The organism is Edaphobacillus lindanitolerans (genome assembly GCF_900156305.1).
GTDB lineage: Bacteria > Bacillota > Bacilli > Bacillales_A > Planococcaceae > Bhargavaea > Bhargavaea lindanitolerans.
In genome coordinates, this window is the sequence record NZ_FTPL01000001.1 from 300744 (window position 1) to 312733 (window position 11990).

13 protein-coding genes are annotated in these 11990 nt (G+C 59.3%); 1 reads left to right on the plus strand and 12 read right to left on the minus strand.

Translation table 11 applies throughout. The features are described 5' to 3' along the window. Positions 1 to 24: 24 nt before the first annotated feature. The 12 genes from rsmH to B0B07_RS01475 all read right to left on the minus strand — a co-directional run bounded on the left by rsmH (position 25) and on the right by B0B07_RS01475 (position 10628). Positions 25 to 957: a 16S rRNA (cytosine(1402)-N(4))-methyltransferase RsmH gene (gene rsmH, locus B0B07_RS01420; RefSeq protein ID WP_076756590.1), complete on the minus strand. Its 933-nt coding sequence runs from the start codon at positions 955 to 957 to the stop codon at positions 25 to 27. 26 nt (positions 958 to 983) lie between these two features. Continuing rightward, positions 984 to 1415 carry a division/cell wall cluster transcriptional repressor MraZ gene (mraZ, locus tag B0B07_RS01425; RefSeq protein WP_076757456.1) on the minus strand — a complete coding sequence of 144 codons (432 nt, stop codon included), beginning with the start codon at positions 1413 to 1415 and terminating at the stop codon, positions 984 to 986. 604 nt (positions 1416 to 2019) lie between these two features. After that, positions 2020 to 3636, minus strand: a complete 1617-nt coding sequence (bshC, locus tag B0B07_RS01430) for a bacillithiol biosynthesis cysteine-adding enzyme BshC (RefSeq protein ID WP_076756591.1) — start codon at positions 3634 to 3636, stop codon at positions 2020 to 2022. Positions 3637 to 3710: 74 nt separating this feature from the next. Continuing rightward, the gene (locus B0B07_RS01435; protein WP_076756592.1) at positions 3711 to 4103 is read right to left on the minus strand and encodes a DUF3397 family protein; all 393 of its coding nucleotides are present in this window, start codon (positions 4101 to 4103) and stop codon (positions 3711 to 3713) included. Further along, on the minus strand, positions 4096 to 4992 hold the full coding sequence (locus B0B07_RS01440) for a ketopantoate reductase family protein (RefSeq protein ID WP_076756593.1): 897 nt from the start codon (positions 4990 to 4992) through the stop codon (positions 4096 to 4098). The genes B0B07_RS01435 and B0B07_RS01440 overlap by 8 nt, the downstream gene beginning before the upstream one ends. 238 nt (positions 4993 to 5230) lie before the next feature. Then, entirely contained in the window at positions 5231 to 6772 is a 1542-nt protein-coding gene (locus B0B07_RS01445; RefSeq protein WP_076756594.1) for an acyl-CoA carboxylase subunit beta, read from the minus strand. A gap of 86 nt (positions 6773 to 6858) precedes the next feature. Further along, positions 6859 to 7071, minus strand: a complete 213-nt coding sequence (locus B0B07_RS01450) for an acetyl-CoA carboxylase biotin carboxyl carrier protein subunit (RefSeq protein WP_076756595.1) — start codon at positions 7069 to 7071, stop codon at positions 6859 to 6861. Beyond that, on the minus strand, positions 7068 to 8426 hold the full coding sequence (locus B0B07_RS01455) for an acetyl-CoA carboxylase biotin carboxylase subunit (protein ID WP_076756596.1): 1359 nt from the start codon (positions 8424 to 8426) through the stop codon (positions 7068 to 7070). The genes B0B07_RS01450 and B0B07_RS01455 overlap by 4 nt, the downstream gene beginning before the upstream one ends. A 180-nt stretch (positions 8427 to 8606) precedes the next feature. Further along, on the minus strand, positions 8607 to 8993 hold the full coding sequence (locus B0B07_RS01460; RefSeq protein ID WP_076756597.1) for a transcriptional regulator: 387 nt from the start codon (positions 8991 to 8993) through the stop codon (positions 8607 to 8609). 51 nt (positions 8994 to 9044) lie between these two features. Beyond that, the gene (locus B0B07_RS01465) at positions 9045 to 9806 is read right to left on the minus strand and encodes an enoyl-CoA hydratase/isomerase family protein (protein ID WP_076756598.1); all 762 of its coding nucleotides are present in this window, start codon (positions 9804 to 9806) and stop codon (positions 9045 to 9047) included. 87 nt (positions 9807 to 9893) lie between these two features. Then, positions 9894 to 10067 carry a 50S ribosomal protein L32 gene (rpmF, locus tag B0B07_RS01470; protein WP_076756599.1) on the minus strand — a complete coding sequence of 58 codons (174 nt, stop codon included), beginning with the start codon at positions 10065 to 10067 and terminating at the stop codon, positions 9894 to 9896. Positions 10068 to 10088: 21 nt separating this feature from the next. Further along, entirely contained in the window at positions 10089 to 10628 is a 540-nt protein-coding gene (locus B0B07_RS01475; RefSeq protein WP_076756600.1) for a YceD family protein, read from the minus strand. 150 nt (positions 10629 to 10778) lie between these two features. On the opposite strand from B0B07_RS01475, the gene B0B07_RS01480 reads away from it, so the two are divergent. Beyond that, positions 10779 to 11987 (plus strand): nucleotidyltransferase, encoded by a 1209-nt coding sequence (locus tag B0B07_RS01480; protein ID WP_076756601.1) that lies wholly within the window; start codon positions 10779 to 10781, stop codon positions 11985 to 11987. The last annotated feature ends 3 nt before the right edge of the window (positions 11988 to 11990 follow it).

Below are 11990 nucleotides of genomic sequence, written 5' to 3' on the forward strand. Positions count from 1 at the left end.
CTTCACAGCCCTTCGCCGGCAGGTTTACCTTTTTTCGGCGATCCGCAGCTTGGCGGAATGGGAGCGTTTATTGACTTCTAATTCTTCCTCGGTCGGCAGGACGGGCTTGCGTGTGATCAGCTTCAGGACCGGCTCCATGCCTTCCGGGATGACCGGGAGGTTCGGCGGGAGGTCCGGCATCGACGAGGCTTCCTTGAACATCGTCTTGACGAGCCTGTCCTCGAGGGAGTGGAACGTGATGACGCTGATCCGCCCTTCGGGATTCAGAAGCTCAATGGCGTCGGAGATGGATTCTTCCGCTGCCCCGAGCTCATCATTCACCGCAATGCGGACTGCCTGGAAAATCCGTTTGGCCGGATGGCCCCCGGTTCTCCTGGCGGCAGCGGGAATGCCGGCCTTGATGAGTTCGACGAGTTCGAATGTCGTTTCGATCGGCCGCTCTTTTCGTGCCGCTTCAATCTTCCGGGCAATCTGCTTGGAAAACTTCTCTTCTCCGTAGCGGAAGAAGATGCGGACAAGGTCCTCATACGGCCAATCATTGATGACATCCCTGGCGGTCAGGTCCGCATCGGTATCCATCCGCATATCGAGCGGTGCATCGAAGCGGTAGCTGAAGCCCCGCTCGGGCGTATCGAACTGCGGAGACGATACGCCGAGATCGTAGAGGATCCCGTCGATGCCCCGGATGCCGAGCCTGTCCAGCTCCTGTTTCAGGTTCCGGAAATTCTCCCGGACGAATGTAACTTTGTCCAGGTGGGGGGCAAGGCGTTCGCCGGCATGGCGGATCGCTTCCGGGTCCTGGTCAAAGCAGATGAGCCTGCCGCCTTCCCCGAGCTGTCCCGCCAGGTATTCGCTGTGACCGCCTCCGCCGAGCGTGCAGTCCACGTATAGGCCGTCCGGGCGGATGTTCAGCCCGTCGACCGTCTCTTTCAGCAACACGGTCACATGGTCAAACATGCCCGTCCCCTCTTTCCACCATCATTTCAGATGTCAAAGTCAATCATGTTTTCAGCAATCTCGTTGAATGATTCTTCGGATTCCTCAAAGTAGTCTTCCCATGCCGTCTTCGACCAGATTTCAATCCGGCTGGAGACTCCGAGGACGATGCAGTCCTTCTCCAGCCCTGCGTAGCCCAGCAGGGTTGCAGGTATATTGACGCGTCCCTGCTTGTCAAGTTCCACTTCGGTAGCCCCGGAAAAGAAGAACCGGGTGAATGCGCGGGCATCCTTCTTCGTGACGGGAAGGGCTTTGAGCTTTTCCTCGAGCCGCTTCCATTCGTCCATGGGATAGGCAAACAGGCATTGATCAAGTCCGCGCGTGACGACGAAACCGTCCTCAAGGTGTTCGCGGAACTTGGCCGGAATGATGATGCGGCCTTTGGAATCAACCGTATGCTGATATTCTCCCATGAACATCGGATTCACCCCACATCGTAAACTTAATGTACCACATCCCCCCACTTTCCTCCACCCGTTTTTAAAAAACTTTTCCCCCGTCTCAATAAATTCTCCGCGCGGCGGCGGCTTTTGAGATATTGCCGTCACAATCCGTGCGGTTCCTTTGTTTTTCGGCGTCTTTCCCCCACGGCCTGCCGACTGCCGGCAGGTTCTGGCCATACGGAGGCACCGCGGATTCCCGCCCGCCGGACAGATCCGGCAGACGCCTTCTTTCCAAAAAGAAAAAACCGCCTGGGACGGGCGGCCGCAGAAAACGCCATCCGGCCTCATGGCTTCCGGCCGAGGGATGCCCCTTTTGAACTCCCCACACCGCAGAACTGCCGGCGATCTGTTTAACGCACAAAGAGTGCCGGGCGGAAAAAATGGCTCCCCCGACTTCCCCTTGTGCCGCACGGGAATCTTTCCATGCCCGTGTGATCCGCCCTGCGGCAGTCCGGGCATAGAGACGGAAGAAACGATCAGGCCCCGATCAAAACAAAAAGACCGCAGACAAGGAGGGGTGTCCCCATGTTGTCTGCAGTCTGCCGCCCGGAGCGGGCCATTTACATCAGAGTTGTTCCTTTTAAAGCCGGATGAGCAGGTGGACCCCCGCCTGCTCCGGCACGGATCCGAGCAGATCACGGAAGAGCCCGGGTCCGTATTCGTTCATGAACTGGAACGGCGTGTACTTCCGCTCCTGGAAACCGCCTTCCGGGAGAAGCTCCGCTTCGAGGAGATCGAACCGTGCAAGAGTCGTCTCATGTTCGAGAAGAAGGGAATCATGGATCTGGTTTTTCAGCCAGTCGAACTGCCGGCGGTGGTACTCCATGTTCGTTTCGGAAAGGGCGGCAAGCCCACGTCCTTTCCCTTCAAGCAGCCTGGAAAGTCCGGCATAGCCGGCGGCAAGCTGTTCCTCGAGATGATCGATCTCTTCTTCCGCGCCGTGGCCGTGGATTTTCCCGAGGAACTCCGTCCGCTCTTCTCCGACGGCCCCCTGAAGGACGGCTTCTGCCGTGAGGCCGGTTTCCTGAAGCAGGCAGGCGGCACGCCGGCTGACGAACGTGAAAGAGGACCGGGGAACGACGACCGGCATCCGGATGCCGAGTGCCCGGAAGGCCGGACGCAGCAGCGACCAGTACGCAATCTCCCCCGGGCCCCCGACGAAGGCAAGGACCGGGAAGATGAGGTCCTGCATGAGCGGACGGGTGACGACATTGTTGCTCAGGCATTCCGGGGATGACTCTGCGAGTCCGAGAAGCTCATCCGTCTTGAAGGAGACGCCGGCCTGTTCGTTGAAGAAGCGGTCGCCGTCACGCATCAGGAGGATCCGTTCGCCGTCCCGCACGTAAAACAGGTGGGCGGCCTCTTCCTCGGCGTTGACCGGGCTTCCGTATCCTTGTCCGGAGAACAGGCGCTCGCTTTCCGCCACGCCGGTTGCAATTTCTTCCGAGCAGCGGATCATTTCGGCAAAGTGGCTGCGCTCCAGCCGGCGGATCCGGGGATCGGCCGCGTCCACGAGCAGGAGGCCCTCTTCTCCGAGCAGCCGGTTGACGATCGCAGCGAAGAATGCCGTGAACGTTTCGTTCCCTTCCATGCATTCTTCCGCAAGTCTGAGCAGTCCGGCAGAATGGGCGGTTTCTCCGTAATCCCGGAAGATTCCCCTGATGAACTGTCTCATTTCCTCTTTGTCAAAACCGGTTGTTGACGCCATCGTCTTCAGTCCCGGGATCATCGGGAACTGCCGCTTGGCCGGCCTGCCGCCGGTGATGGCGTGAACATGATTGATCTCCGCCAGGTCGTGGTCTTCACCGGCAATCCAGAACACCGGGACGACCGGCACATCCAGCAGTTCCCTGAGGCGTCCGGCTTCGAGGATGACCGTGATGGCCTTGTTGAGCGAATAAAGCGGACCGGACAGGATGCCCGCCTGCTGGCCGCCGATTACAACCTGTGCGCCCTGCCGGAGCTCCTCGAGATGCCCGGAGGTCCGGTCGGAAATCCCGAGCGGCTCCATGAAGGCGCGGATCGCATCCGCAAGCGATTCCCGGTCATATTCCCGGGTCTCCAGCTCCAGGAGCCGCTGCCGGTAACCGTCATCGCTGAGCGGGTAGTCAAAATATGTATTGATGAATTCACCATCGCCGGCATATGCCTTCATGACCGGACTGGCCGTCGGGATGTCGAGACATTCGATTTCCATGATTCAGACCCCATTTTCCTTTTTAATCGTCACCGATTATAGCATTACCTCGTGCCTGAATTAAAAAATTCCGCTCAACGGGCCGTATATGTCCAGACCGCGATCCCTGCCCCGGAGATGAGGAGAACCATATAAAGGACAGAACAGAGGAGAAACAGGAGCCGCCAGATCTTGCGGAGCAGCGGCAGGATCTCCAGTTCGCGGCGGGTTTCCCGCTCGCGCCAGGTCATGGCGAGGGCAAACAATGTGACGGCCATCGCAAACGGGAAGCCGGCATGGATCCCGGTGATGGACCGGAACACGATCGGCACGGCGGGGAGCAGGAAAACAGTCGTGACGTCCGCTGCCCGGCTCAGCCCTCTGGCCGGGTCCTTCAGCATCCGGGTGAACAGTGTAAAGAGCATCATGAACAGAAGGGGAGGAAACGAGATCAAAAAACCCGCCGACGCATAGAGGACTTCAGACATGCCTGCCCCTCCGTTCCTTGAATGCCACCATCTCCGCCAGTCCCGCCAGGAGCTGCACCGGGCAGTCCCTGCGTTCCGCTTCGCGGATCAGGCCGCCGAGAATGGCGTCGGATTCGGTTCGCCGCCCGTTCCTGAGATCGGCGAGCATCGATGATTCATTCCCTGCCGTCCTGCGGCACAGATCCAGCACATCTTCCAGCGGGACCGACCCGGACAATTCCGGGAATGCGGCCGAAAGCTCCCCGTGGACGAGGCCCGCCAGCCGGGAAAGCCCCGGGTCTGAGGCGATCGTTCCGTTTGGGACACCGAGGATGGCAGTGATCGGATTGATGACGGCATTTTTCATCGCTTTTGTAAACAGGAGCTTCTCCGGGTCTTCTTCGATCCGGACGGGAAACCACGGAGAATCCGCGGCCGCGAGCGGTTCCAGGAAGGAGGCGCCCCGATTGGCCGCCATCCTGAGCGGTCCCGTTCCCGTGTGCCGGACGGTCCGCCCGTCGATCCGCATCGCGCCGTGCTCCACCGTTGCAAACGCAATTTCCGGGTTCTGCAGGCTGCCTGCCCACTCGAGGTGGGCCACTCCGTTCTGGACGAACAGGAGCGGGGACTTCTCCAACGCGGCTGCGTGTGAGTCCAGGAACTCCTTTAAGTCATATGACTTCATGGCCAGGATGGCCGGATTTTCCCCGTTCCAATCGGCGGGATCCGCAGAGGCATCGACTTGGAAGCGGTGCCGGATCCCGTCCCTTTCCACGCAGACCCCTTCTTTGCGCAGGAGTGCCGCCTGTTCTTCGGTCCGGGTGAGCATCCGGACTTTGAAGCCGGCATCGGCAAATCCCGACGCCAGCAGCAGGCCGACGGCACCCGCTCCTACAATATTCAGTTTCATCGTTGCCGGACACCCCTTTTTTCTTATTCGGGCGGGTTTGCCTGACCGCACCTGGCCGGCCGGCGGCAACAAAAAACAGGAACCCCTTCGGCCTCCCGCAAAAAGCCGACCGGCCTGGCTTCCCCGGCCCCGGGCCGGAAGAGGCCAGGCGAAGGTCTGCAAGTGAGTGACCAGAGTTCCTGCCTGCCGCATGTTCGTTTTTGCATCAAACTTTTCGGACAGCCCCCTGATAGGTTGATTATACCGGATTGACCGGGTGCTTGCGAAGGGGTGCCGTCTTTTCTTTTGTCGAATAAATCTCAAATCGCCTGGCGAGTTCACCGCGCAGTTGATCCGGTGCCACGATGTCATCGATGATCATCTCGGAAGCCAGCTTGTAAATATCGATCTGTTCCTGGTATTCACGCCGCTTTTCCTTGATGAATTCAATCCGCTCTTTCGGATCCTCGATTGCCTGGATCCGGTTGGAATAGACGGCATTGACGGCTGCTTCGGGCCCCATGACGGCAATTTGTGCCGACGGGAGTGCGATGCATGCATCAGGTTCGAATGCAGGTCCCGCCATTGCATAGAGGCCGGCGCCGTATGCTTTTCTGACGACGACGGAAATTTTCGGGACGGTGGCGGAGCTCATCGCCGACAGGAATTTGGCCCCGTGGCGGATGATCCCCGCCCGTTCAACCTTCGTCCCGATCATGAAGCCCGGCACATCGGCAAGGAACAGGAGCGGAATCGAAAATGCATCGCACAGCGAGATGAACTTGGCTCCCTTGTCCGCCGAGTCGACGAACAGGACGCCCCCCTTCGCTTTTGGCTGGTTTGCGATGATGCCGACCGTCCGGCCCTCGATCCTGGCCAGTCCGGTGATCAGCTCGGGAGCGAATAGTTTTTTGATTTCAAAGAAGGTCCCTTCGTCGATCAGGGTGTCGATCGCCTCGTACATGTCAAACGGCGCATTCTGGTTTTGCGGCACGATCTCGCCGAGCGGACGTCCTTCCTTCGGCTCCACGGATTCGGCCATCGACGGCTTTTCCCCGAAGTTCTGGGGGAAATAACCGAGGTATCGCTTCGCCGCCTCGATCGCTTCCTTTTCATCTGCTGCAAGGAGATCACCGCAGCCGGAGACGGTGCAGTGCATCCGGGCCCCGCCCATCTCTTCAAGCGTCACCTTCTCTCCGATGACTTCGGCCGCCATCCGCGGCGACCCAAGATACATCGAGGCGTTGCCGTCAACCATGATGACAATGTCGCAGAATGCGGGAATGTACGCACCGCCTGCCGCGGACGGGCCAAAGAGCAGGCAGATCTGCGGGATGACGCCGGACAGGCGGACCTGGTTGTGGAAAATCCTGCCCGCTCCCCGGCGGTTCGGGAACATGTCCAGCTGGTCCGTGATCCGGGCGCCTGCCGAGTCGACAAGATACAGCAGCGGGACACGCAACTGCTCCGCCGTCTCCTGGATGCGAATGATCTTTTCGACCGTCCGGGCTCCCCATGAGCCTGCTTTCACCGTCGAGTCATTAGCCATGACGCACACCGTCCTGCCGCCGATTCTGCCGGTGGCCGTGACGACACCGTCCGCAGGAAGGTCTCCCGCCTCCGCATTGGCGAAACGGGCGTCTTCCGTATATTCTCCCCCGTCAAACAGAAGTTTGAGACGATCCCGGACGAACATCTTATTTTGTTCCTTCAGTTTCTCGTGATACTTCGGCTGGCCCCCCGCGAAAATCTGCTCGAGCTTTTCTTCAAGCCGGCCGTCGCCTGTCGGTTTAACCGTCATTTCCGTTCCCCTCCCTGTGTTTTCCGCTTCCCTGCTTGCCGGTCAGCCGGCAAGCAGCGGAACCGGACCGGTCCCGCAGAACGGGATTATTCGAATGTCAGGATCACGTCGCCCTCGTTGACGAAGTCGCCCACGTCCACCCGCACTTCCTTAACCTTGCCGCCTTTTTCCGCTTCAACCGGGATTTCCATCTTCATTGATTCGAGGACGATGACCGCCTGGCCCTGTGCCACTTCGTCTCCCGCCGTCACGTCTACGGTGAACACCGTTCCGGCCATCGTGGATTTCAATTCGTTCATTTGATTTCCTCCTTTTCGGTCTCTTTCCATTTGTCCAGCACATTCGTAGCGTAATCACCGGCCCGGAACAATTCCGAGGCGGTGAACCGGGCGAACAGCGGAAGGTTCGTCTTGGGGCCCTCCGCAGAAGCTTCCGCAAAGAAAGCCTCCGACCTTCTGATTGCCTCTTCCCGGCTGTCTCCCGTGATGATCACTTTCGCGATCATCGGATCATAATACGGCGTCACCGAATCCCCCTCGGCGTAACCGGCATCGATCCTTACCCCTTTGCCTTCGGGCAGCCTGAGCGAAGCGATCTTGCCAGGAGACGGGAGGAATCTGTCGGGATCCTCCGCATAGATCCTGTATTCAATCGCATGCCCCGTTGTGCTGATCTTCTGCTGCTCTTTCACCGGGAGCGGTTCGCCGGATGCGATGCGGAGCTGCCATTCGACGAGGTCAAGTCCGGTCACTTCTTCCGTCACCGGGTGCTCCACCTGCAGGCGGGTGTTCATCTCGAGGAAGTAAAACTCATGGTCCGGCCCCACGATGAACTCGACCGTTCCGGCATTCGTATAGCCGACGGCCCTGCCGGCTTCCACGGCGGCCTTGAGCAGCCGCTCGCGCGCGGCGTCGGGGAAGCACGGAGAAGGGGATTCCTCGATCACTTTCTGATTCCTGCGCTGCACCGAGCAGTTGCGTTCGAACAGATGGACGATGTTCCCCTCTTCATCGCCGAAAATCTGTGCTTCGATATGGCGGGCATCATCGATGAACTTCTCCAGGAACACGCGGTCATCGCCGAAGTAGGATTTGGCCCGTTTTTTGACCGACTCGAAGTTCCGACTGAGCGCTTGCTCACTTTCGCAGCGGATCATGCCGATGCCGCCCCCTCCGGCGCTCGCCTTCATCATGACCGGATAGCCGATCTTCTCTGCAGCCTCCAGCGCTTCCTCAAGCGACGAGACCCCCTCGTCCGTGCCCGGGACGACCGGGACACCCGCTTTGATCATCGTCTTCCTCGATGCGATCTTATCCCCCATTTTCTCGATCACATCGGGTTTGGGCCCGATGAAGGCCAGTCCGGCTTCTGAGACCTTGCGGGCAAATTCCGCGTTCTCGGACAGCAGCCCGTAGCCCGGATGGATGGCGTCCGCCCCTTCCTTCAAAGCAAGCGCGATGATCTCGTCCCCTTTGAGGTAGGACTGCGGAACAGGTCCGGGACCGATGAGGAACGCCTCGTCGGCTTCTTTCGTGAATGGCAGTCCGGCGTCCGCCTCCGAGTGGACGGCGATTGTCCGGATGCCGAGCCTTTTGCACGTCCGGATGATCCGGGATGCGATTTCGCCGCGGTTTGCGATCAATATCTTCTCCATGCGGTTCCCCTCCGTGTAACAAAATTTGACCCCTTTCCCTATTAGTCTATATGAAGATTGAAACCGTTTTCAAGTGCGGGGCGAAAAAAGACGCGGAAACAGGCCGTGAAGAAGGGGAATCCGTTCTTCCGGCCTCTTCAAGCCAATGATCCGCGCAGAGCGGGTCGGCCCCGCCCGGGCTCAAGATTCTTTTTTCTCAATGAACGTGACTCCCTTTGACAGCCAGGCAAGCAGCCTGTGATGCTCCCTTGCGAGCAGTTCATGCTCTTTCTTGAGTGCAAGATAAGATTCCGACAGTTCATCAAAACCGGTCATCGCCTGCTTCAGATGAGATTTCAGGTGATGCTCGGGCTTTTTCCTGGCGGCTTCGAGCTCGCCTTCATAATACCTGCGCAGATTTTTGTTCCAGCGGAAGCCGCATGCCTGTTTCGTCCGGCCCAGCTTCCCTGCCGCATCTTCGAATGCCTCCAGCTGGGTGCCGCCGTTCCTGACGGATGCGATCACCGTCTCCGCGAGAACCCGGTCATCTTCCGCCGTCCATCTGTCTTTTCGTGTGTTCCCCGTCACTCTACCACCCCCGTTTTGAAAACTATATGCGGAGCGCGGGGGAAATAGACTTCATTTTTTCTTGTTCAGGAACCGGTCAACCGCCTCGTGGTGTGCATCCGCGGCCCAAAGCCGCGCACATTCGGCCACTTCTTCCCGGATCATCGATTCAAGGCCCAGGGCATCCCATTTCCGGACTGCCGCCTGCTTATATGCACGGAGCACGGTAGGGTGGATGGCACCGAGCCGTTCTGTGAAGCGGTTGAGCGCAGCTTCGGGGTCCCCGTCAAACGTTTCGGTCGCCCAGCCGGTTTCCAGAAGCGCCTGGGCTGTGTGCACTTTTGACTCTGTCAGCATGCGGAGCGCCCCTGCATGGTTCCCCGTCTTCACGAACAGGTGGGAGGCCCCTCCCCAACCGGTCGTAATGGCGAGCGTCCCTTGTATGTAACCGCAACGGGCGGTATTCCGCACAAGCCGGTAATCACAGGCCGTTGCGATTTCGCAGCCGCCGCCCACCGCGTGTCCGTTGACGAGCGCGATGACCGGCATCGGAAGCCGGCTCATCCGCAAGAGGATATCCGCCATCTTGCCGAGCATCGGTGCCGCTTCCTCTGCCGTCTTCAGCAGATGGAATTCCGACAGATCCCCTCCGGAGCAGAAAGCGGCGTCCCCCGCACCCGTCACGGCAAAGAACCGGAGCGTCCCGTCGCTTGCCGCAAGATCGACGGCTGCAGACAACGCTTCCATTAATTCATCGTTAACCGCATTCCGCTTTTCCTGCCGGTCGATCGTAAATACCGCTCCGCCCCCCACATGTTCAACATGATGCACCATCCCTGCAATCCCCCTTCTGTTTTCTTCTGAAAAACGGAAAAAGGCAACCTCGGCCTCATGGGCCCGGTCGCCTTTGCAGCGTCGGAATTATTCGCCGACGACTTGTTTCCCTTTGTAATGTCCGCATTCTTTGCAAACACGGTGAGCGAGTTTCGGTTCACCGCAGTTATCGCAAGCAACCATGCCTGGCACCTGGAGCTTGAAGTGAGTGCGGCGTTGGCGCTTGGCCGTTTTGGATGTTCTTCTTTTCGGTACTGCCATGCGGGGCACCTCCTTACGGTTCTATTCGTCTTCCGATTCATCTTCGGACCGGCCGAGTAAATCTGCCAGCCCTGCGAGTCTCGGATCAACTTTCGGTTTTTCTTCTTCACGCTTGGCGGTGAATTCCTCTTCGGAAGAGAAGGCCCAGCCTTTCCCTTCCATCGGTTTGGCCGCCTCATCAGAAAGGATCTGAATCGGTACTTCCAGCAGGACGAGTTCCTCAAAGACAGGTGTCGGATCGACGACTTCCCCGGTCACTTCATGGACCGAGTCGTCATCGGACGCCACGTAGCCTTCCCAGACAAACTGCTCGTCCGTCTCGATCTCGAACGGGAAGTCGATGTCTTCCCAGGTTCTGGACTCGGGAAGCGTCATCGTCCCTTCGAGCCGGAATCGGCAAGTCATGCTGCCGGAGCCGACTGAACAGGAACCCGTCACCCTGACCGGGGAGATCCCGCGGATTTCAGGGTTCCGCTCTTTGACCGCAGACAGATCGGCTGTACCGTCTATCTGCATCCCACCCTGCCGGTGTTTCAGCAATTGCCGGATGGTCCATTTCATCAGGAATCACCTCAAGACAACAAAGTAGATTATATAATGCCCAAAATACGATGTCAAGATATTTTCTTGTCACCCGCCGGCAACGGCCGCTGGGTTTTTCCCGTACTGAACGCTATAATACGTCTATATTGTATCAAAGGAGTGGGGCACATGAAAGCTGCAGGCGTCGTGGTCGAATATAATCCTCTTCACAACGGCCATGTCCACCATCTGCGGGAGACCCGGAAGGCAACCGGAGCCGATGTCATCATCGCCGCCATGAGCGGGAATTTCCTGCAGCGGGGGGAACCCGCCTTTCTCGGCAAGTGGGAACGGGCGGAATTGGCGCTTCGATCAGGCGCCGATCTCGTCTTTGAACTGCCGTACCGGTTCGCTACGGCCCAGGCGTCCGAGTTTGCGGAAGGGGCCGTTACCATTTTATCGGCTGCCGGCTGCAGCTCGTTCTGTTTTGGATCCGAAGACGGGGACATCCTCGCCTTTGAACAGGCAGCGGACCTGATCGGAAAGCACCGGGACCGCTACGAATCGGACGTCCGGCGCCTTGTCCGCACCGGCATGAGCTATCCGGCTGCGCTCAGCGGGGCCTATTCCGCACTGCCGCAGCCGGACGGGGTGCCTGCCGCCGACCTGACTCGGCCGAACAACATTCTCGGCTATCATTACCTCCGGGCTTCCCGCGAGCTCGGGACCGGCATGAAGGCATATACGATCGGGCGCAGCGGTTCGGGACATCATGATCTCGCGCCGGATGCAGGAACGGGGATCATGAGCGCGACGGGCATCCGGCGTGTTGTCCTTTCCGCCGGCACGATGGACGGCATCACCGGGGCCGTCCCGCCCGCGACGGCAGCCGCCCTGCAGAGATGGCGCGAAGCCGGCAGGCCGTTCGGCAGCTGGGATGAATTCTGGCCGCTCCTCCGCTATTCGATCATCCGGGAAGGCTCCGGAAAACTTGCGCGCATCGCCGAGATGTCGGAAGGATTCGAGAACAGGATCTTCGGCGCGGCCGCAGAAGCTGCCTCGTTCCCCGGCTTCATGGAGCGGCTGAAGACGAAACGGTACACATGGACCCGCATCCAGCGCCTCCTCACCCATATCCTCTGCGGCATGGAATGGGAGGACTACCGTTCGCTCCGGAGTCCCCGCTATCTCCGCCTGCTCGGGATGACACCGGACGGCCGGCAGTATCTCAATGAAAACAAGAAAACGCTCGGCCTGCCGCTTGTCACAAGGGCGGCGGCATCGGATGATCCGATGCTCAGGGCAGACATCCGGGCCGCCGATATTTATTGGCTCGGCATCGGCGGCCGCGGGCCGGGCAGCGATTACCGGACGCCGCCGATCCTCATCGGGGATTGAGCC